Origin of the sequence: Bacillus salipaludis, assembly GCF_030938565.1 — a bacterium.
In the GTDB taxonomy this organism is placed as follows: Bacteria; Bacillota; Bacilli; order Bacillales; family Cytobacillaceae; genus Neobacillus; species Neobacillus salipaludis_A.
In genome coordinates this window covers 5,239,897-5,264,296 of the sequence record NZ_JAVGVR010000001.1, presented here as the reverse complement: position 1 = coordinate 5,264,296, position 24,400 = coordinate 5,239,897, and the positions used below count along the sequence as shown (strand labels likewise).

Genomic DNA, 24,400 nt, shown 5'->3' with positions numbered 1-24,400 from the left:
ACCTTAAAAAATACTTGATATTAGTGTAAATCTGTGTAAATATATATGTCAAGACACCTGTAAAACCAGGAGGGTCAAAATATGACTTATACTGATGTGTTAATTATTGGAAGCGGAGTAGCAGCTTTACAGCTGGCAGTCCGTTTAAATAAGGAATTAAATGTGAGAATTATCACAAAGTCAAAAATTAGGACGGCGAATTCTTACTTGGCCCAAGGGGGGATTGCAGCTGCACTTGGTGACAACGATCATCCTGACAAGCATTTTATGGACACGCTTGAAGCGGGGAGATTTCATAATCATCCGGAAACGGTGCAAGAAATCATCAACGCTGCTCCCAAGTTGATTAGAAATCTTTCAAGTCAAAGTGATGTATTTGACAGGGATCAAAATGGTGAGTTACTTCTAGGAATGGAAGGGGCCCACTGTGAAAAAAGAATTGTTCACGGTGGCGGGGATGCAACAGGAAAAAACGTCATGGAACATCTTATCAGCATGGTAAAAGAAAATGTCCAAATTGAAGAAAATACCTTCGCATTTGAATTAATTATAAAAAATAAACGTTGTATGGGTGTCAAAGCGAAAAAATTAAATGGATACATTGAGCACTACTACGCCAGCCATGTAATCCTGGCAACGGGAGGCTGCGGTCAGCTTTATCCGTACACTTCCAATGCTGAAACCGTCAGCGGCGATGGGATTGCTATGGCGTATTTAGCGGGTGCTGAAATTGTAGATATGGAATTTATCCAGTTTCATCCCACGCTTTTATATATCAATGGTGAAACAAAAGGGTTAATATCTGAAGCCGTACGTGGTGAAGGTGCCATTTTGGTTACAGAAGATGGAAGTCCCATCATGGAAGGAATCCATCCTTTAAAAGACCTGGCACCAAGGCATGTTGTTTCGCAAACCATTTATAGCTATCTCAAACAGGGTGTGAAAATTTATTTAGATATAAGTAAAATTAGCAATTTCAAAAATAGATTTCCAACCATTACTTCGAATTGTGAGGAAAACGGAATTGCCATTTCTGAAGGTAGAATCCCAGTGGCACCGGGAAGTCATTTTTTAATGGGAGGTATCAAAACCGATCTCATTGGACGTACCTCGATTGAAGGTCTCTATGCCATTGGCGAGGCGGCTTGTACCGGTCTTCATGGGGCGAACCGTTTAGCAAGCAATTCTTTGTTAGAAGGTTTATTTCAAGGGGAAAAACTTTCAGCTTGGCTGAATAAGGCAAAAATGGAATTGCCTGAACCAAAATACTCTCATTATTCAACAACAAACACAGAGATGTTAAAACTTCCGGATGTCCAGATCTTAAAAGAACGGATGATGGAACGAGTCGGAATTGTCCGAAATGAACTCGATTTGAAAAAACAAAAAGATTGGCTGAATCAATGGGAAACAGTTGATCAATTAGACTCATACAGCATGGAAGACATAAACAAAATCTTTATGCTGACGATTGCAAAACTCATCACGGACTCGGCATTAAGAAGAACGGAAAGCCGCGGCGGTCACTACCGAAGTGATTACCCATATGAGGATGAAATAAATTGGTTAAAGAAATCAATCATTCAAAAACGGGAAGTGGAGAAGAAAAATGAACACATTGAAACTGCGCTCGCAACTTGAACAATTTTTTATAGAAGATATTGGAGAACAGGACATCACAACCGATTTAATTTTTTCGAACAATACCAATGGGGAAATTGTCTTCTTATCAAAAGATAACGGAATTTTTTGCGGAGAAGAAATCATCCGAACCGGCTTTCAGGTATTAAACCCACAACTCACAACTCAAGTTTTTGTAAGGGATGGCGAGGCCATTGAAAAAGGGCAGCAGCTCGCAACTGTCACTGGAAAAATTGCAGACCTATTAAAAGGTGAGAGGGTTGTTCTAAATTTGCTCCAGCGGATGAGTGGAATTGCCACCTTAACAAAGAACGCAGTAACAACGCTGGGCAGCACTCATACAAAACTATGTGACACAAGAAAGACAACACCGGGACTTAGAATGTTTGAAAAATATGCGGTTCGCTGTGGCGGCGGCTACAATCACCGCTATGGATTATACGACGGAATTATGATCAAAGATAACCATATTTCCTTTGCAGGATCCATTACAAAGGCTGTTGAAGTAGCAAGAGAAAAGGCCGGTCATATGGTAAAGATCGAAGTCGAGGTAGAAACGGAAGAACAGGTAATCGAAGCGGTAAATGCTAAGGCGGATATCATTATGTTTGATAACCGTACCCCTGAAGAAATCAAGGAATTAATTAAATTGGTACCGCCTGGAACCATTACCGAAGCTTCCGGTGGAATTCAATTAAGTAACCTGGCATCCTTTCAGGATACTGGTGTGGATTATATTTCTTTGGGCTTTTTAACCCATTCGTATAAAGCGCTTGATATCAGTGTAAAAGTAAAATGGAACTAAGGGGTGGAATAAGATGAGCATTCTAGCAGCCTTACAAAAAAACCGAATGATACCGGAAATTTATAAACAAATGTCAAGAGAAGCATTGGAAGAACGGGTACGTGAAGTAAAAAATAAGCTGGGATCAAAATTGTTTATCCCGGGACATCATTATCAAAAGGATGAGGTTATTCAGTTTGCCGATGCTACTGGCGATTCTTTAAAACTGGCTCAGCTTTCAGCTGAAAATAAGGAAGCAGAGTTTATTGTTTTTTGCGGTGTTCATTTTATGGCAGAAACAGCCGATATTTTGACAAGCGAGCAGCAAAAGGTATTTTTACCAGATATGAGGGCTGGCTGTTCGATGGCGGACATGGCGGATCTTCAGCAAACGGAGCAGGCTTGGGAGAAGCTCGGGGAGATTTTTGGAGACACGATTCTTCCATTAACCTATGTAAATTCAACAGCGGCTATTAAATCTTTTGTTGGAGCACATGGCGGGGCAACTGTTACCTCTTCCAATGCACATACAATGGTAAAATGGGCTTTCACTCAGAAGGAGCGGATTCTATTCCTTCCTGATCAGCATTTAGGAAGGAATACGGCTTTTGATTTAGGTATTGATTTAGATGATATGGCTATTTGGAACCCAATTACAAACACACTGGAATATGAAGGTGATGTTTCAAGTATTAAGGTCATTCTTTGGAAGGGGCATTGCTCCGTACATGAGAATTTCACGGTTAAAAATGTTATTGACGTAAGGTATCAACATCCAAAAATGAAGATTATTGTTCACCCGGAATGCCGCAGAGAAGTTGTGGAACTGTCAGATATGGCCGGATCAACAAGTTATATTATCAAGGCTATTGAAAATGCAGAACCTGGAACTGAATGGGCAATTGGGACAGAAATGAATCTTGTAAACCGAATTATTCACGATCATCCGGATAAAAAAATAATTTCGCTTAATCCTCATATGTGTCCGTGTCTTACAATGAATCGGATTGATTTGCCACATTTAGTCTGGAGCCTTGATACCTTAGAGGATGCATCTAATCTTAATCTTATTAAGGTGGATGCAGAAATTGCCGAGAATGCAAAATTAGCTTTAGAAAGAATGCTAGCAAATTCATAAATAACTGTTAAAAGGGATGCATTTTTAAAATGTATCTCTTTTTTTATATAGAAGAATTTATCAGCAAACCGAGCCGCTTTATCAGCGGATTGAAGAGATTTATCAGCGAATCGAGGCACTTTATCAGCGAATCGAAAAAATCCATCAAATCAACATCTATAAAATAATTCATCAGGGTCCAACTCATATTTTTCCCAAAAAAAGCATATGTTTTTGTGAAGAATGATAGCACTTTGCCCATTTCCACATAGACTATATGGACTTATGCATAGGAGGGAAATCAGAGTGAAGATCCATATCGTACAGAAAGGGGATACTCTTTGGAAGATCGCCAAGAAGTACGGCGTGAATTTTGAAGAGCTGAAAAAGATGAATTCCCAGCTCAGCAACCCTGATATGATTATGCCCGGTATGAAAGTGAAAGTCCCGACAACAGGGGGAATGGTAAAGAAAGAAGCACCTGTAGGGAAACCGGAAGCTGCCATCAATTTAGGAGCTAAGAAGGAAATGCCGCTTGTTGAACACCCATTTGCCAAGGAAAAGCCTATAGCGAAAGAAATGCCGATTAAAGAAATGCCAATTAAAGAAATGCCAATTAAAGAAATGCCGATTAAGGAAGTTCCAATAAAAGAACAGCCAATTATTAAGGAAGCACCAAAAGTACCTTATACTCCAAAAATGCCTCTCCCAGTTGTCCCAGAAATCGATATTAATAATTATTATATGACAAACATGACAAATATGACGGTAAAACCGGAGTTGCCGCCAAAACCGGCAAATATTTTACCCGAAATAAAGGAAGTACCGAAAAAAGAAGTACCTGTACTTCCACCTATGGAGGCACCAGTTGAGCAGCCATGTGTTCCGATCACACCTGTTATGCCTGGACCAGGATTCTGCCCACCAATGGAATTCTACCCGCAGCCATATATGCCATATCAACATGGTGGCGGCTATCCGGGGACGCTAGATGGCTATGCAGGTATGCATGGTGGTTATCCAGTAAATCCGGGTGCCTATCCAGGAGCACCTGGTGTTGGTGCCTATCCAGGAGCACCTGGAGTCGGAGCCTATCCAGGCGCATTCCCAGCACCTGGTATGGCACCAACTGTTGCAGGAGCATCCTTTGCACCGCATTTTGCTGATGAATCCTCATCCTTTATGCCGCATATGCCGGTTATGAACCCGGGCTATAATCCGGGAGCAGTGATGGGAGCACAAAATCCTGCCCAATATCCGGTAGGAGGTTACCCGCAAATGCTTGCAGGACCAGCTGCACCGACTGGTTATCCTGAAGGGTTTCCAGGGGCAGGAACAGCAGGATACCCAGCTGGACCGGCAGGATTTCAAGGGGCACCCGTAGGGTATGAGGGTTACCCTGGAGGCATGCCTGGAGGATTTCAAGGGGCACCTGCAGGATATGAGGGTTACCCTGGAGGCATGCCCGGGGGATACCAAGGAGCACCTGTAGGATATCCTGAGGCTTATCCGGGTGGAATGCCGCCTGGATATCAAGGAAGACCGGCAGGATATCCTGAGGGGTACCCGGGGGGAATACAGGCAGGTTACCCGCAGGCCGGATATAGTGCTGGGCCACAGGGGGGCTATCCGGGAGAATATCCGACCGCGCAGGGTGCAGTTAATCCCGCTTCAGGAGGAGCACCATACAACCCAGGATCGCCATACGGGCAAACCCCTTACGGATACCCGCCAATGGGATCTGCTTTTGAATCACCGGAAATGACAGGAGCACCAGGTGGTATTCCTGCGAGAGCGGGAGGGGATTGTGGATGCGGCGGACCGGCCAAGGGTGCAGTAACAAATTTCGTCCCATCTACTCCACCTATCTATAGTGCACCCTATACTGGACCAGTCAATGTCGCGCAGCCACCGTATATGAATCCTTATGGGATTGGGCCAGAAGGAGCAGGTGCCTACGGGATGCCCCGATTTGATGAGAGCAATGACGAGAACTAACAAAAAGGGAGACGATGCATATTTGGATCGTCTCTTCTCTTATTTTCAATCAAAGTTCCAAGAAAAAATTAAGCAATTTGTTCCTATACGAAAGAAAGTTTTTTACGTAAAAACGAAAAAAAATATCTATATCATCAAAGGTTACCGCTCAAATAGAAGACTGAAACTGCAGGAAACTTTTACAACAACTTTAAAAAATGAGGGATTTAGCAAAACCTATCTGTATGTCCAGCCTGTCAAAGAACCCCTTTATTTTGAAGGTACCCATTATGGCGTGATCGAATATATAGAACCACATAAAACCAACTTTTCGTATAATTCGAAAGAAAATATTATCGAGGGTTTAAAGCTATTAGAAGAATTTCACAAGGTCACCGCAGCCTTCGAGATACGTTATCGGACTTTAATTTCGAAGGGAGATCTGGTTGGGAAATTTCAGGAGCGTTCGTCCATCTTTATAAATAATCTTCCCGTTTTAGAGTATTTAATAAGCCAATCCTATCTTACTGAAATGTTAGAATGGGCTAAATGGTCATTGGACGGAATTTCCGCAAATCATACTTTTTTTGAAAAAGAACCTTTTGTCATCCTTCATGGGGATGTAGCGCACCATAATTTCTTACGCGATGCCTCCGGGGCTTTAAATTTAATTGATTTTGATTTAATTCAAGTTGGCCCTGATGTCCTAGACTATTTACAATATGCAAACCGGATTCTGCCATACTTGGAATGGTCCTTCGAGCGGCTTTATGAGTTTGAACCATTTCAAAAGTTTTTAAAGGAAAAAGCCTTTTTATATGCCTTGGCCTACCCTTCCGATATTTTTCGTGAATGGAACCGTTTAATCAGGGAAAATTCTCATATAAAACCCTCTAAAACAAAGTATGTATTGGAATTAACAATCAATCAATTTCATTTACGCAGGAAGTTTTTCAATGAGCTAAAAAAAATGGTTAAATAGATGCTTCCGCTTTCTGGCAGAATGAAAATCCCTTCTGAGAACAACCTAAGAATGAGCATATTTCCCTATGCTCATGATGTTCTTTGAGGGGGTTTTTCGCTTGAACAAGAAACCGTGGATGATTCCTCTATCTGCCTTATGTATTATGGGGCTGGCAGGTTGTGCAAATTCTGATCGAGCTGGTGTAAATAACAACAATGATAATAACGTAGCACGTCCAATGGGGTATTACTCAAATGAAAAACATCCAAATAATAACAATGGATTTCTTATCGATAACGATGGACCACTGACGGAAATGATGGATCATACGCTTGGGGATGAGGGGAACTATCAAAGGGATCAACGGAGACAGCTGCTCCAGACAAGGGATGAAAATGGAAACCCTCCGAATCCAACCAAACCTCTTGCGAACCATGATCATAATCTTTTCATGAGAGACAATCGATTTAGTACGGGAGATGTGAATTACCACAATCACTTAAATGTGAAGTACAGCGGCAATGATGCTGCCCATGATTCGGCAACACTTGGAAGAATCACCAATCAGATCAAGCAAAAGGCAGAATCAGTAAATAATGTACAAAACGTTCATTCAGTCATCTATGGTAATTCGGTCATGATTGCGATTGATTTAGTTGATCATAGCCGTGCAGCCGAGACGAAAAAAGCGGTTCAAAAAGCTGTAAAACCATATGTGAACGGTAAAAAGGTGTCGGTCATCACTGATGAAGGAACGATTAGTCGCGATCGTAACACGACAAATGAACTCCTTGAAGGTAAACAAATACCTTGATGAAAAAGGGTAAAGCTGCGGGCTTTACCCCTTTTTCATTTGTTAAGGATAAAAAGGCAAAAAAAGGCTAAACTAGAACTGTATGAATAAAAAGAAGAGGTGATTTGCATGAAGTTCAAATGGATGGTAATGGCTGGTTTCTTCGCTGTTATTTTGGGAATGGCCCTTGGTATGGACATGACAGGATCCGCCGCACAACAAGATCGCCATCTTGAACAGCAAACGAAGGAGCCTCTGAAATTAAAGGTTACTTTACAAAGGGTTTATTTGGATGGCGAGCTGAGCGAGGAAGTAGTTCAGGAAATAAGCTGGTCACCTGAAAATTTTTGGGCGAAATACGATCAATGGCAACTGATTACAAGAGATGGAGAAAATTTAGTTTTTCGTAAAAACGTAGACGATATTTCACCATTGTTAAAGGCAAACGGTTACTTCGGCATTACCAATGAAGGGGTATTGACCATTTTTAACGGCAGACCGGGCCAATCTAGAATAATTCAATCTTTTTTTCAAATAGATATTAGGAAACTCGAAAGCAAAAAGCAAGAAGAGCTCCTGCAGGGAATCCCTATCAAAACAAAGGATCGTTACGTAGAAGTTTTAGAAACCTTTAGGCACTACTCGACTGAGGCAGCCTCAAAAAATTAATGAGTCGAACATAAATTCAGACTGATGTCATTAATCAGCCTGTTTTTTTCGTAAAAATTAAACTTTGTCATATTAAATGATTTCTGTCAGCGGAAAATTGTCTCCTATCAGCGTAACGAATGATCTAATCAGCGAAAAATTGTCTTCTATCAGCGTAACAAATGATCTAATCAGCGAAAAATTGTCTCCTATCAGCGTAACGAACGATCCAATCAGCGAAAATCATTCCCAATCAGCGAAACCAACCATCCAATCAGCGAAACCAAAATCCCACTAAGGAAAACGGGTTATTTTCTTCAACACCCCCAAAATTTTATGTTAAAATGAAGTTTAGTCCAAACTTGGGGAGAGAAGATCATTGTTTGAATTTATTAAAGGGACCGTTGAATTTGTCGGTCCGGAATATATCGTCATCGAAAATGGCGGAATCGGGTATCAAATATCAACCCCTAACCCGTTTATATACTCCGGCAAAATGGAAACGATGGTAACAGTATATACTTACCATTACGTCCGTGAAGATATCATGGCCTTATACGGCTTTACTACAAGGGAAGAAAAAAGACTTTTTACAAAATTATTAAATGTTTCCGGGATTGGACCGAAAGGGGCGCTTGCCATACTTGCCTCCGGTGAAGTGCAGCAGGTTGTTTCCGCCGTTGAAAATGAAGACGAAGGCTTTCTTGTTAAATTTCCGGGAGTCGGCAAAAAAACAGCGAGACAGATGATTCTTGATTTAAAAGGGAAATTACAGGATATTGTCCCGGATTACTTTCCGAATTTATTTAATGCCGACCAATTTGCGGCACAGCAGGTACCGGCTGCCAACACTTCCTTAGAAGAAGCAATTCTTGCTCTTAAAGCCCTCGGCTATTCTGAAAAAGAAATCAAGAAGATTTCGCCGGAATTACAAAAAGAAAAACTTTCAACAGATCAATACATTAAAAAAGCCTTGCAACGGCTTTTAAAATAAGGTGATGATTCATGGAGGAAAGAATTATTTCGAGTGAAGCGAATCAGAGCGAAATAAGTTTGGAACAAAGCCTTCGGCCGCAAAACTTAAAGCAATATATCGGTCAAACCCAGGTGAAAGAAAATCTGGAGGTTTTTATTGAGGCAGCGAGACTCCGGAAAGAAACCCTTGATCACGTTCTCTTATACGGACCGCCTGGTTTGGGGAAAACTACACTTGCAGTCATTATCGCCAATGAAATGGGCGTAAACATTCGGACTACTTCAGGACCGGCAATCGAACGCCCGGGTGATTTAGCAGCCATCCTTACAGCTCTTGAACCGGGAGATGTGCTTTTTATTGATGAAATTCACCGGCTTCCGCGCTCAATTGAAGAGGTGCTTTATCCGGCAATGGAGGATTTTTGCCTTGATATTGTCATCGGAAAAGGACCAAGTGCCCGTTCTGTCCGCCTCGATTTACCGCCTTTTACACTTGTCGGTGCGACCACAAGGGCCGGTTCGTTATCGGCGCCACTCCGGGACCGATTTGGAGTTTTAAGCCGTCTCGAGTATTATAAGGAAGACCAATTAAAAAACATTGTCCTTCGCACTGCAGAGTTGTTTCAAACCGATATTGACGAGCAATCGGCGATGGAAATTGCAAGGCGAGCAAGAGGGACCCCAAGGATTGCCAACCGCCTGCTTAGGAGGGTTCGAGACTTTGCTCAGGTAAAAGGAAACGGGACGATACATCTTACACTTGCCATGGAAGCCTTGGACCTACTACAGGTCGACCGGCTTGGACTTGACCATATTGATCATAAATTGCTGAAAGGGATTATTGAAAAATTCCGCGGCGGGCCTGTTGGTCTTGATACAATTGCTGCATCGATAGGGGAAGAGTCAGAAACAATTGAAGATGTGTATGAGCCTTATCTCTTGCAAATTGGTTTTTTACAAAGAACCCCAAGAGGAAGAGTTGTGACCCAGGCTGTGTATGATCATTTTGGCATGGAGGTGCCTGAGAAGTGACCGGTCTATCCAAAGCACTAATGATTATCGGTGCGATTATTTTTATTATTGGTTTCCTTATGCCATATTTGCATTTGGGTAAGCTTCCGGGAGACATTGTCATTAAAAAAGGGAATGCAACCTTCTTTTTCCCGATTGTTTCATCGATTATAGTAAGTATTGTCCTATCATTAATTTTTTACTTCATAGGAAGATTTCGATAAAGTAAGGATGTAATAACATGAAAATAGACTTATTTGATTTTGAATTACCTGAAGAATTGATTGCACAGGTCCCATTGAAAAATCGGACGGACAGCAGATTGATGGTGTTAAATAAAGAAACAGGCGAAATTAAGCATGAGATTTTTAAAAATGTGACTGAGTATTTGCGTGAAGGAGATTGCCTTGTGTTAAACGATACCAAGGTATTGCCTGCACGCCTTTTTGGCGTTAAAAAAGACACTGGTGCCAAAATAGAAGTACTCCTATTAAAACAGCTTGAAGGAAACAAATGGGAAACACTTGTCAAACCCGCAAAAAGAATAAAAGAAGGAACAGAAATTGATTTTGGCGACGGGCTGCTGACTGCGGTATGTACGGAAACCTCTGAGCATGGCGGCCGTGTATTTGATTTCAAGTTTGAGGGGATTTTTTACGAGGTATTGGATCAATTAGGGGAAATGCCACTTCCTCCCTACATTAAGGAGCAATTAGAGGATCGTGACCGTTACCAAACCGTGTATGCACGCGAACTGGGATCCGCAGCTGCACCGACAGCCGGTCTTCATTTTACCGAAGAACTATTGCAAGAAATCAAGGAAAAAGGGGTTCATATTGCATTTATTACCCTTCATGTCGGCCTTGGGACATTTCGTCCTGTAAGTGTGGACGATATCTTGGAGCATGATATGCATTCCGAATATTATATGATAACCGAAGAAACAGCCCAATTATTGAATGATGTGAAAAAGCGCGGAGGAAGAATTATTTCGGTTGGGACCACCTCGACTCGCACACTTGAAACCATTGCGTCAAAAAATGACGGGGAATTTATTACAGGTAGCGGCTGGACGAGTATCTTTATTTATCCGGGATATGAATATAAAGCGATTGACGGGTTGATTACCAATTTCCATTTGCCAAAATCGACCTTAATCATGCTTGTTAGTGCCTTGGCAGGGCGGGAAAATATATTGCATGCCTATAATACAGCCGTCGAAGAGGAATATCGTTTCTTTAGCTTTGGAGATGCAATGCTGATTATCTAGTCAATGGATTAGGAAGGAGAAAAAATTTTGACAGCGATTCGCTATGAATTAATTAAAACATGTAAACAAACAGGGGCACGTCTTGGTCGCGTCCATACACCCCATGGTTCTTTTGATACACCTGCATTTATGCCAGTTGGTACACTTGCAACAGTAAAAACGATGTCACCTGAAGATTTAAAAGAAATGGGTGCTGGAATTATTTTAAGTAATACCTATCATTTATGGCTTCGTCCAGGCCATGAGATTGTTAAGGAAGCCGGCGGCCTTCATAAATTTATGAATTGGGATCGGGCAATTTTAACGGACTCAGGCGGTTTCCAGGTATTCAGCTTAAGTGAATTTCGTAAAATTGAAGAAGAAGGGGTTCATTTCCGCAACCATTTGAATGGAGACAAATTATTTCTATCCCCTGAAAAAGCAATGGAAATCCAAAATGCCCTTGGCTCTGATATCATGATGGCATTTGATGAATGCCCGCCATTTCCGGCGACCTTTGAATACATGAAAAAATCAGTGGAAAGAACTTCAAGATGGGCCGAGCGCTGCTTAAATGCTCATCAACGTCCCGAAGATCAAGGTTTGTTTGGAATTGTTCAAGGCGGAGAATATGAGGAACTAAGGAAGCAAAGTGCGAAAGACCTTGTTTCCCTTGATTTCCCGGGTTATGCAGTCGGCGGTTTGTCGGTTGGTGAACCAAAAGATGTAATGAACCGGGTGTTAGAGTTCACGACACCGTTATTACCAACGAATAAACCGCGCTATTTAATGGGAGTCGGTTCACCTGATTCATTAATTGATGGAGCTATTCGTGGAATTGATATGTTTGATTGCGTCCTGCCAACTAGGATTGCACGAAATGGAACGTTGATGACAAGCGAAGGCAGATTGGTAGTGAAAAATGCGAAATATGCAAGAGATTTTGGTCCGATCGATCCAGATTGTGATTGCTATACATGCCGAAATTACTCGAGAGCCTACATACGTCACTTAATTCGCTGTGAAGAAACGTTTGGAATTCGATTAACTTCTTACCATAATCTCTATTTTCTGTTAAGATTAATGGAGAAGGTCAGACAAGCCATCATGGAAGACAGGCTTGGTGATTTCCGAGAAGAATTTTTTGAACGTTATGGTTTTAATAAACCGGACGCGAAAAATTTCTAATAGATGTTACTTGAAAGGAGGGAAATGTAAATGCAAGGAATTGGTACACTTTTACCATTAATTTTAATGTTTGTGTTGTTTTATTTCTTATTAATTCGCCCACAGCAAAAGCGTCAGAAAAACGTACAAAATATGCAAAGCAGTTTAAAAAAGGGTGATAAGATTGTCACGATTGGCGGCCTTCATGGCTTTATTGATTCCATCGATGACAATAAAGCAGTCATTAAATGTGGAGACGGCAGCCGTCTTACCTATGACCGCTCAGCGATTCGTGAAGTAACGGAAGCGAGCAAAGAAGCTCCAAAAGAAGCTTCAAAAGAAGCTTCAAAAGAAGTTAACCTTGAAAAATAATTGCGGAAAAAAGGAAGCCGATCCATACTAGGCTTCCTTTTTTACATTGAAAAATTTTCATGCTGTTCTGGAATTATTGTTTGTGGCGATATTCACTCCAAGAATGCCGCCCATCATTGCAATCAGTGTATAGCAGGAGTGATAGATAATCTGATCGAAAGAGAATAGTTTATCATAACCTAAGTATTGAAATAAGAAGACGACGAGGGAATAAATTAGGCCTGTTACTCCCCCGATTAACCATCCTTTTTCCTTTCTTTTCCCTCCGGATAGAAATCCGCCGCCAAATAATGCGATAAAGGATAGGGCGGTGACAATGTATTGGAGTGATACTTCCCGTGTGGAGGTAAATTTAAGAATTAACGAAACAATAAGGCTGCTAATTGCTGCAAAAGCGAAGATAAAAATGAGCCCGTATAAAATGGATGTACCAAAGCTTTTTGATTCGATTTCAACTCTCCCCCTTCAATGCCTTATGGCAGTCTATATCATTCCTGTATAAATTCCTTCCATTGGAAGCTATACAGTAACCTTCTTAGTACAAGTTATTCAAAATGGTTGGAAAGTAGAATCAAAAAAATCTGCCTATGCTCATAAACATGGTTGTTGATTTCCGCTCCAATTAACAATAACCTTTAACACAGCCATTTTTTGAATCATTAGTTATTGGGTAATTATTCCACTTGTTATTCCCATTACTTTGCAAATAATAGATTTGAATGTACAAAAAGGGGAGACAAACAGTGGAAGTTTATTTGAATATTGCGTTTCGGACTATTTCTTTATATGTAGTGATTCTTGTGATTTTCCGCTTAATGGGTAAACGGGAAATTGGCGAATTAAGTATCTTGGACTTAGTGGTTTTTATTATGATAGGTGAGATGGCAGTCATTTCAATTGAAAATACGAAAGATCCCTTGACTCATACGATGGTTCCAATGGTCTTATTAATGTTAATTCAAATCTCACTTGCTACGATTTCCTTAAAAAGCAAACGATTTCGGAATTTAGTTGATGGGCAGCCGACCATCATTATAAACCGGGGAAAAATCGATGAACATGCAATGAAAAAACAACGGTATAATTTCGATGATTTAATGGCTCAATTAAGAGAAAAAGATATCCGAAGCATCGCGGATGTTGAATTTGCCATTTTAGAGGCTTCAGGGAATTTGTCAGTAATCGAAAAACTGCAGGATCCTAATAAACCGAATAAAAATGGGGATATTACGATTCCATTAATTATGGATGGTCAGATTGATGAAGAAAATTTAAAAAGAATTAATAAAACCAATCTTTGGCTAAGGCAAGAGCTAAAAAAGAAGGGGCATCATGACATAAAAAAAATTTCCTTTTGCAGCTATGAAAATGGAAAGTTTTTTATTGATTTACAGGATGAATGAGGAAAGCCACGTAAAACCCGTGGCTTTTATTCATTATCGAAAAACTAAGTTGCCAATGATAGGAATTCGTTTGAGTTCCTCTTTTTTATCAACCCTAGGCCCAAGAGCAGGAGGATATAGAGAATAGAGATCCCCGCAGTAGATATTACCACACGAATGGCTAAAAATTGGTTAATCAGGAAATGTCCAAACAGCCAATAACCACACCAGCCGGAAATCCCCATGGCAATAAACGCTTTTGCATAATCACGAATATAAAAAGAAAAAGCAATTTTCTTTAAGACGGTGGCAAAATGAAGGACCGTTACCAAGACAAAACCAACAATAATTCCTAATGCTGCGCCGGTTATGCCAAAAGAAGGCTGGGAGGCCAGCAAAAAGATAACGGCAGTTTTGACGACTGCCCCGATTAGGCTGTTAATCATCGCAGCTCTTGCTAAATTTAATGCCTGCAAAACGGCTTGAAGCGGACCCTGATAGTAATAAAATAAGAAAAATGGTGCCATTAGACGAATAAAGTATGAACCATTTGATTTACCATACATGATCGTCATTAATGGGTCAGCTAGTACATATAGGATCACAACCGCAAGACCGCCGGATAAAAACGCTAGCTTTAATGCCTGCTGCAGACGGTATTCGATTAATTTATGATTGTTTTGCGAATTAGCCTCACTGATGGCTGGGACTAAGGATGTTGCCAATGAAAACGTAATAAATGAAGGGAGCATTAAAAGAGGCAGCGCATATCCCGTTAAGGCACCATATTGTTTAGTTGCTTCCACTGCCGCCACACCGGCCAGTGCTAAGCTATTGGCCACCACAATCGGTTCAAAAAACCAGGCAACCGAACCAATCATCCTGCTGCCCATCGTTGGTACGGCAATTTCCATTAAATCTTTGAAGGTTTTTTTTCCGGAATAAACAAATTTAAAAAAGTTCCTTCGAAGTCTAAATCGTTTTTTGAGCTTAAATGCAGTCATTAAATAGACAAGGGAAAACAGTTCCCCGATTACCGCCGAAACCATTGCTGCTGCTGCGGCATATTGAATTCCATAAGGGATAAATGCTTTTGTCATAACCGCAATCAAGGTAATTCTCACAAGCTGCTCTAGTATTTGGGAGTTAGCAGACGGACGCATGTTCTGTCTCCCTTGAAAATATCCCCGTAAAACGGAAGATACAGCAATAACCGGAACAACCGGCGCAATTGCAACCAGTGGATAGTAGGTTCTCGGATCTGTGAAAAGCGTTGTTGAAAGAATCGGCGCAAGCAATATTAATGCCGGAGTAAATATAAGAGATAAGGATAGAGTTATGGCAAGTGAAACAACTAATATTTTTTTAATTTCCTTATGATCGCCCCGTGCTTCTGCTTCAGCAATATTTTTCGATATGGCAACAGGCAGCCCGAACTGAGTGATGGTTACTGCCAGAATAAAAGTCGGAAATGCCATCATATAGAGGCCAACGCCCTCTTCTCCAATACTTCTCGCTATTACAATCCGATTAATAAAGCCCAAAACTCTTGTAATTAGGCCCGCTATTAATAGGATGAAAGTCCCTTTTAAAAACTTCGACATTCAACTTCCCACCTTCTCAAAAAAGAAGAATTCATATACAATTAACTATATGCACCAAGGTGGACAAAGCATGACAAGCAGAATTGTTTTTTAGAAAAACTAATGGAATGGGTGACCTTTATGGAGGAGGCAGTTGGGATGGAGAATAGCCACGCATACGATCATTTTCGTACACAGGTAAAGCCGGCATTAGCAAGCAAACTTTCGGAATTTAAGATTCTTGGTTATGATTCGGTTACGGAAAGCAGCTTATGGGGATACTTGCAAAAGAAAAAATGGAAAAAGGTAAAGGATGAAATCTATTTACATGAAATTATCCAGGATATTCTTAAGGTTAAAGTAAGTGATTACATGAGTTTTGCAACGATTGAAGCCTATAAATCACCCGAGTTCTCTCTAGAGAATGAAAATGAGTGGAAGAAACTGTTCAAATAGACTTCCATCTTTACAATGTCTTCATATTTTTGTAAATTGACAGCCTTTCCATATTATCTCATAATGAAGGCAATGGATTTTTCATTATTGTACTAGGCTTGTACGTTAAAGTGCTTTGTCTTATGCCTAAGGAGGAAGAAATACATAATGGTAAAACGCAGTAGAATCCTCGCTTTCCTGCTTATTATTGTACTGCTGGGAAGCACAATGGGAGTCACCACGAAAGATATTTTACACAAAATTAAGCTTGGATTGGACCTTCAGGGCGGCTTTGAAGTTTTATATGAAGTTCAGCCATTGAAAGGACAAAAGATTGACAAAAAGGTTTTGGCTGATACAGCCGAAGCGCTTGATCGACGGATTAACGTCCTTGGTGTTAGTGAGCCGAGTATTCAAACCGAGGGAAATAATCGGATTCGAGTTCAGCTTGCCGGTGTAACCGACCAGAATAAGGCGCGTGAGATATTATCCACACAGGCGAACTTAACGTTTCGTGATGCCAATGACCGCTTAATGATGGATGGGTCTGACCTGAAGCAAGGTGGTGCCAAACAAACCTTTGATGAAAATGGTAAGCCAAGTGTATCCCTGACATTAAAAAGCGCTTCAAAGTTTGCTAAAGTAACAAAACAAGTTCTCGATATGGCACCAAATAATGTTCTTGTTATTTGGTTGGATTTTAATAAAGGGAAAGATTCCTTTAAAACGGAAGTAACGAAAAAAGATCCTAAATACTTATCTGCTCCACGAGTTAGTCAGGTATTTAATCAAGATACCGTTTCCATTGTCGGTGATTTTAAAGTCGAAGAAGCACAAACTCTTGCAAAACTTTTAAACGCCGGCGCCCTGCCTGTAAAACTAAAAGAAGTTTATTCCACTTCAGTAGGAGCCAAATTTGGTGAGCAGGCATTACATGATACCATTTTAGCGGGGATTATCGGGGTTGCGCTGGTCTATCTATTCATGCTTGTATATTATCGTTTTCCAGGTTTTATTGCGATTCTTTCTTTAAGCATTTATATTTATCTGGTCCTCTTGATTTTCGATTGGATGAATGGGGTCTTAACCCTGCCGGGAATTGCGGCTATTATCCTCGGGGTTGGGATGGCCGTCGATGCGAATATCATTACCTTTGAACGGATAAAGGATGAGCTTAAAGTTGGTAAATCCATTAAATCAGCATTTAAGGCTGGTGAAAATCATGCATTTAGGACCATTCTTGATGCCAACTTGACAACGATGTTGACAGCAGCTGTTTTATTTTTCTATGGGACAAGCTCAGTCAAAGGGTTTGCTACAATGTTACTTGTGAGTATTTTTATGAGCTTCTTAACTCAAGTTTATGGATCTCGTCTATTATTAGGTCTTTGGATCCATAGCAGTGTACTGAATAAGAAAATAAGCTGGTTTGGTGTGCGTCCGTCTAAAGTTAAGGATATTGCTGAAAACTATGATACAGTAGATCTCCCAACTAGATATGATAAATTAGATTTCGTAAAAATGAGAAAGACATTCTTCATTTTATCAGGAGTGCTATTTGTTGTAGGTATAATCGTTCTTTCTGTTTTCAGATTGAACTTAAGTATTGACTTTACAAGCGGTACCCGTGTTGAGATTCGATCAAATACTCCTTTGACAACTGCACAAGTTGAAAATGCCTTTACTAAACTTCATTTAAAAACAGATGATGTTACCATTTCTGGTGATAAAAAACAAATGGCCGGCGCAAGAATGATAGGTGTTTTATCTAAAAATGAAATTGCCCATTTAAAAAATGAGTTTAAAAAAGAATTTGGCTCGGAGCCAAATGTCAGCACCGTTTCTCCAACAGTTGGTAAAGAGTTGGCGAAAAATGCCTTTTTATCTGTTTTGATTGCATCCATTGGAATTATTCTATATGTTACAATCAGATTTGAAATGTATATGGCGATTGCGGCTGTGATTTCCTTGCTTCACGATGCGTTCTTTATGGTTGCCTTCTTTAGTATCACTAGACTTGAAGTCGATTTAACCTTTATCGCTGCAGTCTTGACGATTGTTGGTTATTCAAATCACGATACAATTGTAACCTTCGACCGGATTCGTGAAAACCTTCATAAGAAAAAACGTCTCAAAACCGTTCAGGAGATCGCTGAAGTAGTGAACGTAAGTATTCGTCAAACATTAACACGTTCCATTAACACTGTTTTAACTGTATTAATTACCACAGCCGCTTTAATGGTTTTTGGTAGTGCATCGATCCGAAATTTCTCCATCGCATTGTTCGTTGGTCTCATTGTTGGGGTATACTCTTCGCTCTTTATTGCTAGTTCATTATGGTATGTAATGAAATGTAGAGAGTTAAAGAAAAAGGGTGTTATTAAAACAGAAAAAGTAAAGAAAAAGTACACTGATCAACCTCAAGTGTAATAATCGTGAAAAAACCGCAGAAAATCTGCGGTTTTTCTTATACACGCATTTCTGATTGAAACGTTTATTCCACTCCTGTATAATATTAAAGTCTGAGAGGTGACCTTTACGCATGTTAAAGTCAAAAACAAGATGGATTGTTCGAGAGTCCGACCAAGCGAAAACAAAAGAAATCGCAGCTGAATTGAAAATTACACCTCTTGTAGCATCGCTGCTTGTTAACCGCGGATTAGATACCGTCGATTCTGCACGGTTTTTTTTATTTGGCAAGGAACAGTTTCATGACCCTTATCTTTTAAAAGGTATGGACCTTGCTGTAAAAAGAATAAATGAGGCTATAGAAAAACAAGAACCGATCTTAATTTTTGGGGATTATGATGCGGATGGTGTAAGCAGTACGACAGTTTTAATGATCACCCTTCGTGATTTAGGGGCCAATGTTCAATTTTACATTCCAAATCGTTTTACTGAAGGCTATGGCCCGAATGAAAATGCCTTCCGACATGCAGCTGATATTGGAATAAAATTAATCATAACGGTTGATACGGGAATTTCTGCAATACATGAAGCAAACATAGCAAAAGAGCTGGGACTTGATCTCATTATTACTGATCACCATGAACCGGGTCCAATTCTGCCTGAGGCGCTTGCCATAATCCACCCAAAGCTGCCGGATAGCGTTTATCCTTTCCGTGAGCTTGCTGGTGTTGGAGTTGCCTTCAAACTGTCCCATGCACTTTATGGCCGGCTCCCTGAACATTTATTTGAAATAGCAGTCATTGGAACGATTGCAGACTTAGTATCCTTGAAGGACGAAAATCGTCTTATTGCCAAAAAAGGTTTAGAAAACCTTAAAATGACAAATAATATTGGTTTAAAAGCGATTTTTAAATTAGCGGGAGTTGACAATAAGTCGATTAACGAAGAAACCATTGGATTTACTCTTGCGCCGAGAATCAACGCAGTTGGGCGCTTAGAAAATGCCGATTTAGCTGTAGAGCTTCTTCTTTCACAGGATCCTGAAGAGGCTAAAAGTTTGGCCGAGGAAATGGATTCTTTAAATAAATCAAGGCAGTCCATTGTTAATACGATTACAGCTGAAGCCATTGAAGAGGTAGAAAAGAATTATCCGATTGACTCAAATCATGTTCTTGTCATTGGTAAGGAAGGCTGGAATGCAGGTGTAATCGGGATTGTCGCATCCAGATTAGTTGAGAAGTATTATCGACCGACGATTGTTTTGAGTTTTGACAAGGAAAAGGGTCTTGCTAAGGGCTCTGCACGGAGTATTTCGGGTTATGATTTATTTAAAAATCTTTCAACCTGTCGTGAAATACTGCCTCATTTCGGCGGCCATCCAATGGCAGCTGGGATGACACTTACGATTGATGATGTTGCTGAGCTTCGTTCAAGGCTTAATTCTCTGGCTAAGGAGCAACTTTCTGATGCCGACTTTATTCCAGTTACGTATCTGGATCATGAAGTTAGGCTAGAGGACATTAACCTTTCGGCTTTAGATGAATTGAATTTATTATCACCGTTTGGGATGGACAATCCAAAGCCAAAGGTGTTAATTAATGAAGTTGCCATTTCGACAATGAGAAAAATTGGCAGTGATCAGAATCATCTAAAGGTTCTCGTGAGCGAAAATGGTGCGAATCTTGATGGAGTTGGATTCGGATTAGGAACTTTGGTGGACCATATTTCTCCTTCTTCTAAAATTTCATTAATCGGAGAATTATCCATCAATGAGTGGAACAATATCCGAAAACCACAAATTTTCGTCCAAGATATTGCCGTCCGTTCATGGCAATTATTTGACCATCGCGGCGGAAAACGCTTAAGCCATCTTGCCGGTTCCGTACCGAAGGAAAATAGAAAGTTTATTTTGTTTAAAAAGGAACTTTATGAGAAAATAGATTCTGAACTAATTGACGATGTTGTGATTATTGATCATTCCGAAGCGGCAAAGGATTTGGATCTTACTGAAACGAATACGGTTTTAGTTGATTTCCCAACTTCAAAAGAAATCCTCTTTAATTTATTTAGAGGAAAACAGCCTGCAAGGATTTATGCATATCTTTATAAACAATCAAGTGATTTTTTAAGCACTATTCCAACGCGGGATCATTTTAAATGGTTTTATGCCTTTTTGTTAAAGAAAGGGCCGATTGATTTGAGACGACATGGTGATGAAATTGCGAAACACCGTGGATGGTCACAGGAAACAGTCACCTTCATGGCAAAGGTATTTTCCGATTTGGAATTTGTTACAATAACCAATGGATTTATTACATTGAATAAACAAGCGCAAAAGCGTGATTTAACTGACTCAATTACCTATCAAACTAAACAGGCACAACTTTTACTTGAGAAGGATTTATTATTTTCATCTTTTCAGCAATTGAAGGACTGGTTCGACCAGGTCATTCATGAGTCGGTTGAAACTGAGGAGGAAAAGACGAATGGATTTAAAACAATTTATTAGTATCGTCGAAGATTACCCAAAACCAGGAATTAAATTTAAGGATATTACTCCTTTAATGAATAATGGAGAAGCGTATAAATATGCTACGGACCAAATTGTAGCTTATGCCAAAGATAGAGAAATAGACTTGATTGTTGGACCGGAAGCACGCGGGTTTATTATTGGCTGTCCTGTGGCATATTCATTAGGAATAGGCTTTGCACCCGTTCGTAAGGAAGGAAAGCTCCCTAGGGAAACCATTAAGGTTAGCTATGGTTTGGAATATGGAAAAGATGTCCTAACCATCCATCAAGACGCCATTAAACCTGGACAGCGCGTCCTGATTACGGATGATTTACTAGCAACAGGCGGAACGATTGATGCTACCATTCAACTAGTGGAGCAGCTTGGCGGTGTTGTAGCCGGGATTGCCTTTTTAGTCGAATTATCTTATTTGGATGGCCGTAAAAAGCTTGATGGATACGATGTATTAACATTACTTCAGTATTAAATAGGAACGAGGGCACTCAGCAATTGAGTGCTCTCTTCTTATAGGAATTTAGGGCTACATTTACCAAAATGTTTCGACATTTACGGAAAAATTACGTCAATCTCTTTACATCTTCGTGTTTTTTTTCGATAATAGTAACAATCATTCTAATTTAGGAGCAAGTTTACGAATGATATTTTTATAATAAATGAGAAGAAAAAAAAGGTGATTTTATGGCGAACGATCAAGTGTTAACCGCCGAACAAGTCATCGACAAAACAAGGGCATATTTAAATGATGAGAATGTTGACTTAGTCAAAAGGGCATATGAATATGCGAAACATGCTCATCGTGACCAATATCGAAAATCTGGCGAACCATATATTATTCATCCCATACAGGTAGCTGGCATTCTAGCTGACCTCGAGATGGACCCTGCAACGGTCGCTGCTGGTTTTCTCCACGATGTTGTTGAAGATACTCCTGTAACGTTAAAAGATATGGAGCAGGAATTCAATGATGAAGTGGCCATGCTTGTCGATGGTGTAACAAAGTTGGGGAAAATTAAATATAAATCGCACGAAGAGCAGCAGGCTGAAAATCATCGGAAAATGTTTGTGGCCATGGCTCAGGATATCCGGGTTATTTTAATCAAGCTTGCAGACCGTTTGCATAATATGAGGACGTTAAAACATCTTCCTGCTGAAAAGCAGCGCCGGATTTCAAATGAAACATTAGAAATTTTTGCACCTCTTGCTCATCGACTTGGGATCTCCAAGATCAAATGGGAGCTTGAGGATACCGCCTTACGATATTTAAATCCGCAGCAATATTACCGTATCGTTAACTTAATGAAAAAGAAGCGTGCGGAACGTGAGCAATATTTAGATGATGTCATTGATGAAGTCAAAGGGCGTTTGAATGAGGTATCCATTAAGGCAGATCTTTCTGGGCGGCCAAAGCATATTTACAGCATTTATCGAAAGATGGTGCTGCAAAATAAACAGTTCAGTGAAATTTATGATTTGCTGGCGGTTCGGATTGTTGTAAACAGCATTAAGGACTGTTATGCCGTACTAGGAATCATTCATACTTGCTGGAAGCCAATGCCTGGCCGTTTCAAGGACTATATTGCCATGCCGAAACCCAATATGTATCAGTCCCTTCATACAACGGTAATCGGCCCAAAAGGGGATCCGCTCGAAGTGCAAATTCGAACAACGGAAATGCATCGAATTGCTGAATTCGGGATTGCGGCCCACTGGGCATATAAAGAAGGCAAGTCGTTAAATGACAGTGCCTCCTTTGAACAAAAATTAACTTGGTTCAGAGAAATTCTTGAGTTCCAAAATGACACTGCTAACGCGGAAGAATTTATGGAGTCGTTAAAAATTGATTTGTTCTCTGACATGGTGTTCGTCTTTACGCCAAAAGGTGATGTGATTGAGCTGCCATCCGGTTCCGTTCCGATTGATTTTGCTTATCGAATCCACTCCGAAATCGGTAATAAAACGATTGGTGCAAAAGTGAACGGCAAAATGGTAACCCTCGACTATACACTAAAGACGGGCGATATTGTCGAAATTTTAACTTCCAAACATTCCTATGGACCCAGTCAGGATTGGTTAAAGCTTGCCCAAACCTCACAGGCGAAAAATAAAATTCGTGCATTCTTTAAGAAACAGCGCCGAGATGAGAATGTGGACAAAGGAAAAGAGCTTGTAGAAAAAGAAATTCGGGCAATGGAATTTGATACGAAGGAGATTTTAACTCCTGAGAACCTAAAAAAGGTTGCTGAAAAGTTCAATTTTATGAATGAAGACGATATGTATGCGGCTGTTGGCTATAACGGGGTTACAGCTCTTCAAGTGGCCAATCGTTTAACAGAAAAGTGGCGGAAGAAACGCGACCAAGAGCAATCGGCTAGCATCGCAAATGCTATTACCGATTTGAAATCCTTTCCTTCCTCTAAAAAGCGCGAGTCGGGTGTCCGAGTTCAAGGAATTGATAATCTTTTAATTCGCCTATCAAGATGCTGTAATCCTGTTCCTGGCGATGAAATTGTCGGATTTATCACAAAAGGACGCGGGGTTTCCGTTCATCGCTCTGATTGTACGAACATAGACTCAACCGATGCTCAATCAAGATTGATTCCTGTCGAATGGGAATCCTCCTTGAACGACCGGAAGGAATATAATGTTGATATTGAAATCAGCGGCTATGACCGCCGTGGCCTCCTAAACGAGGTATTGCAGGCAGTAAACGAAACAAAAACGAATATCTCAGCTGTTTCAGGCAGGTCTGACCGCAATAAAATGGCAATGATTAATATGTCAATTGCAATTCACAATGTGAATCATCTGCATAAGGTCGTTGAGCGAATTAAACAAATTCCTGATATTTATTCTGTTCGCAGAATGATGAATTAAAGGGGTATATGTATGCGAGTTGTTGTACAACGCAGTAAAAAAGCAAAAGTGACGGTTAACGGTGAGATTACAGGTCAAATTAGCAGTGGACTTGTATTACTTGTCGGAGTTACGCATGATGACAACGAAGAAGATGCTGCTTATTTAGCCGACAAAGTTGCCAACTTGCGCATTTTTGAGGATGCGGCTGAAAAAATGAATTTATCCTTATTAGATGTTGGCGGGGAAATCCTATCTGTCTCACAGTTCACTTTATATGGGGATTGTCGGAATGGAAGAAGGCCAAGCTTTATTAATGCGGCCCGCCCGGAACAAGCGATTGGTCTATATGAAACCTTTAACAGTTTGTTACGCGATAAAGGAATCCACGTTGAGACAGGCCGTTTTGGAGCGATGATGGAAGTAGAGCTGACAAACGACGGCCCTGTCACTTTAATTGTAGACAGCAAGGCATAGAAAAACCTTGGCACTATATTAGTGCCAAGG

22 protein-coding genes and 1 pseudogene are annotated in these 24,400 nt (G+C 40.4%); 21 read left to right on the top strand and 2 right to left on the bottom strand.

Translation table 11 applies throughout. The annotated features are described in order from the left end of the window. The first annotated feature begins 81 nt into the window (after window positions 1-81). From nadB to yajC, 13 genes are all read left to right on the top strand, one after another. Window positions 82-1,641, top strand: a complete 1,560-nt coding sequence (gene nadB / locus RCG21_RS26240; RefSeq protein WP_308913897.1) for an L-aspartate oxidase — start codon at window positions 82-84, stop codon at window positions 1,639-1,641. Continuing rightward, on the top strand, window positions 1,610-2,446 hold the full coding sequence (gene nadC / locus RCG21_RS26235) for a carboxylating nicotinate-nucleotide diphosphorylase (protein ID WP_133334433.1): 837 nt from the start codon (window positions 1,610-1,612) through the stop codon (window positions 2,444-2,446). Before nadB ends, nadC begins: the two co-directional genes overlap by 32 nt. A 13-nt stretch (window positions 2,447-2,459) precedes the next feature. Continuing rightward, on the top strand, window positions 2,460-3,563 hold the full coding sequence (gene nadA / locus RCG21_RS26230) for a quinolinate synthase NadA (RefSeq protein WP_308913896.1): 1,104 nt from the start codon (window positions 2,460-2,462) through the stop codon (window positions 3,561-3,563). 285 nt (window positions 3,564-3,848) lie between these two features. Continuing rightward, entirely contained in the window at window positions 3,849-5,540 is a 1,692-nt protein-coding gene (gene safA / locus RCG21_RS26225; RefSeq protein WP_308913895.1) for a SafA/ExsA family spore coat assembly protein, read from the top strand. Beyond that, window positions 5,518-6,501, top strand: coding sequence for an aminoglycoside phosphotransferase family protein (locus tag RCG21_RS26220; protein ID WP_133334713.1), 984 nt, complete (start codon window positions 5,518-5,520; stop codon window positions 6,499-6,501). Before safA ends, RCG21_RS26220 begins: the two co-directional genes overlap by 23 nt. Before the next feature lie 100 nt (window positions 6,502-6,601). After that, the gene (locus RCG21_RS26215; RefSeq protein WP_165976246.1) at window positions 6,602-7,297 is read left to right on the top strand and encodes a YhcN/YlaJ family sporulation lipoprotein; all 696 of its coding nucleotides are present in this window, start codon (window positions 6,602-6,604) and stop codon (window positions 7,295-7,297) included. Window positions 7,298-7,405: 108 nt separating this feature from the next. After that, a complete protein-coding gene (locus RCG21_RS26210; protein ID WP_372512726.1) occupies window positions 7,406-7,945 on the top strand; it encodes a BofC C-terminal domain-containing protein in 540 nt (179 codons plus the stop codon). Between the two features lie 358 nt (window positions 7,946-8,303). Next, a complete protein-coding gene (ruvA, locus tag RCG21_RS26205) occupies window positions 8,304-8,918 on the top strand; it encodes a Holliday junction branch migration protein RuvA (RefSeq protein WP_133334437.1) in 615 nt (204 codons plus the stop codon). Window positions 8,919-8,929: 11 nt separating this feature from the next. Next, complete coding sequence (gene ruvB / locus RCG21_RS26200; RefSeq protein WP_133334438.1) at window positions 8,930-9,931, top strand: Holliday junction branch migration DNA helicase RuvB; 1,002 nt, start codon at window positions 8,930-8,932, stop codon at window positions 9,929-9,931. Beyond that, entirely contained in the window at window positions 9,928-10,134 is a 207-nt protein-coding gene (locus tag RCG21_RS26195; protein ID WP_071353998.1) for a DUF2905 family protein, read from the top strand. The genes ruvB and RCG21_RS26195 overlap by 4 nt, the downstream gene beginning before the upstream one ends. A 17-nt stretch (window positions 10,135-10,151) precedes the next feature. Beyond that, window positions 10,152-11,180, top strand: a complete 1,029-nt coding sequence (queA, locus tag RCG21_RS26190; RefSeq protein ID WP_308913894.1) for a tRNA preQ1(34) S-adenosylmethionine ribosyltransferase-isomerase QueA — start codon at window positions 10,152-10,154, stop codon at window positions 11,178-11,180. Window positions 11,181-11,207: 27 nt separating this feature from the next. Further along, window positions 11,208-12,347, top strand: a complete 1,140-nt coding sequence (tgt, locus tag RCG21_RS26185; protein WP_133334440.1) for a tRNA guanosine(34) transglycosylase Tgt — start codon at window positions 11,208-11,210, stop codon at window positions 12,345-12,347. A gap of 30 nt (window positions 12,348-12,377) precedes the next feature. After that, entirely contained in the window at window positions 12,378-12,698 is a 321-nt protein-coding gene (gene yajC, locus RCG21_RS26180; RefSeq protein WP_133334441.1) for a preprotein translocase subunit YajC, read from the top strand. 57 nt (window positions 12,699-12,755) lie between these two features. Here yajC and RCG21_RS26175 read toward each other — a convergent pair whose 3' ends face one another. After that, on the bottom strand, window positions 12,756-13,070 hold the full coding sequence (locus RCG21_RS26175) for a TIGR04086 family membrane protein (RefSeq protein ID WP_308914298.1): 315 nt from the start codon (window positions 13,068-13,070) through the stop codon (window positions 12,756-12,758). Here RCG21_RS26175 and RCG21_RS26170 point away from each other — a divergent pair. Further along, window positions 13,015-13,200 carry a hypothetical protein gene (locus RCG21_RS26170; RefSeq protein WP_235824791.1) on the top strand — a complete coding sequence of 62 codons (186 nt, stop codon included), beginning with the start codon at window positions 13,015-13,017 and terminating at the stop codon, window positions 13,198-13,200. The two genes, RCG21_RS26175 and RCG21_RS26170, sit on opposite strands and share 56 nt — an antisense overlap. Window positions 13,201-13,441: 241 nt before the next feature. After that, entirely contained in the window at window positions 13,442-14,101 is a 660-nt protein-coding gene (locus RCG21_RS26165; RefSeq protein WP_133334442.1) for a DUF421 domain-containing protein, read from the top strand. Window positions 14,102-14,134: 33 nt separating this feature from the next. Here the strand turns inward: RCG21_RS26165 and spoVB are convergent. Further along, a pseudogene (gene spoVB / locus RCG21_RS26160) lies at window positions 14,135-15,684 on the bottom strand (stage V sporulation protein B). Window positions 15,685-15,822: 138 nt separating this feature from the next. Here spoVB and RCG21_RS26155 point away from each other — a divergent pair. From RCG21_RS26155 to dtd, 6 genes are all read left to right on the top strand, one after another. Next, a complete protein-coding gene (locus tag RCG21_RS26155; RefSeq protein WP_133334444.1) occupies window positions 15,823-16,119 on the top strand; it encodes a post-transcriptional regulator in 297 nt (98 codons plus the stop codon). Between the two features lie 147 nt (window positions 16,120-16,266). Next, window positions 16,267-18,528 (top strand): protein translocase subunit SecDF, encoded by a 2,262-nt coding sequence (gene secDF / locus RCG21_RS26150; protein WP_133334445.1) that lies wholly within the window; start codon window positions 16,267-16,269, stop codon window positions 18,526-18,528. A 112-nt stretch (window positions 18,529-18,640) separates the two neighbouring features. Continuing rightward, a complete protein-coding gene (gene recJ / locus RCG21_RS26145; protein WP_133334446.1) occupies window positions 18,641-21,016 on the top strand; it encodes a single-stranded-DNA-specific exonuclease RecJ in 2,376 nt (791 codons plus the stop codon). After that, window positions 20,994-21,506: an adenine phosphoribosyltransferase gene (locus RCG21_RS26140; protein WP_133334447.1), complete on the top strand. Its 513-nt coding sequence runs from the start codon at window positions 20,994-20,996 to the stop codon at window positions 21,504-21,506. The genes recJ and RCG21_RS26140 overlap by 23 nt, the downstream gene beginning before the upstream one ends. 212 nt (window positions 21,507-21,718) lie before the next feature. Then, a complete protein-coding gene (locus RCG21_RS26135) occupies window positions 21,719-23,914 on the top strand; it encodes a RelA/SpoT family protein (protein WP_133334448.1) in 2,196 nt (731 codons plus the stop codon). A 12-nt stretch (window positions 23,915-23,926) separates the two neighbouring features. Next, complete coding sequence (dtd, locus tag RCG21_RS26130) at window positions 23,927-24,370, top strand: D-aminoacyl-tRNA deacylase (protein WP_133334449.1); 444 nt, start codon at window positions 23,927-23,929, stop codon at window positions 24,368-24,370. Window positions 24,371-24,400 lie beyond the last annotated feature (30 nt).

Bases quoted from the DNA above. Each gene is read 5' to 3' on its own strand.
- nadB (WP_308913897.1), top strand. From the start codon at position 82: ATGACTTATACTGATGTGTTAATTATTGGAAGCGGAGTAGCAGCTTTA.
- nadC (WP_133334433.1), top strand. From the start codon at position 1,610: ATGAACACATTGAAACTGCGCTCGCAACTTGAACAATTTTTTATAGAA.
- nadA (WP_308913896.1), top strand. From the start codon at position 2,460: ATGAGCATTCTAGCAGCCTTACAAAAAAACCGAATGATACCGGAAATT.
- RCG21_RS26220 (WP_133334713.1), top strand. From the start codon at position 5,518: ATGAGAGCAATGACGAGAACTAACAAAAAGGGAGACGATGCATATTTG.
- RCG21_RS26210 (WP_372512726.1), top strand. From the start codon at position 7,406: ATGAAGTTCAAATGGATGGTAATGGCTGGTTTCTTCGCTGTTATTTTG.
- ruvB (WP_133334438.1), top strand. From the start codon at position 8,930: ATGGAGGAAAGAATTATTTCGAGTGAAGCGAATCAGAGCGAAATAAGT.
- queA (WP_308913894.1), top strand. From the start codon at position 10,152: ATGAAAATAGACTTATTTGATTTTGAATTACCTGAAGAATTGATTGCA.
- yajC (WP_133334441.1), top strand. From the start codon at position 12,378: ATGCAAGGAATTGGTACACTTTTACCATTAATTTTAATGTTTGTGTTG.
- RCG21_RS26170 (WP_235824791.1), top strand. From the start codon at position 13,015: ATGTATTGGAGTGATACTTCCCGTGTGGAGGTAAATTTAAGAATTAAC.
- RCG21_RS26155 (WP_133334444.1), top strand. From the start codon at position 15,823: ATGGAGAATAGCCACGCATACGATCATTTTCGTACACAGGTAAAGCCG.
- secDF (WP_133334445.1), top strand. From the start codon at position 16,267: ATGGTAAAACGCAGTAGAATCCTCGCTTTCCTGCTTATTATTGTACTG.
- recJ (WP_133334446.1), top strand. From the start codon at position 18,641: ATGTTAAAGTCAAAAACAAGATGGATTGTTCGAGAGTCCGACCAAGCG.
- RCG21_RS26140 (WP_133334447.1), top strand. From the start codon at position 20,994: ATGGATTTAAAACAATTTATTAGTATCGTCGAAGATTACCCAAAACCA.
- RCG21_RS26135 (WP_133334448.1), top strand. From the start codon at position 21,719: ATGGCGAACGATCAAGTGTTAACCGCCGAACAAGTCATCGACAAAACA.
- dtd (WP_133334449.1), top strand. From the start codon at position 23,927: ATGCGAGTTGTTGTACAACGCAGTAAAAAAGCAAAAGTGACGGTTAAC.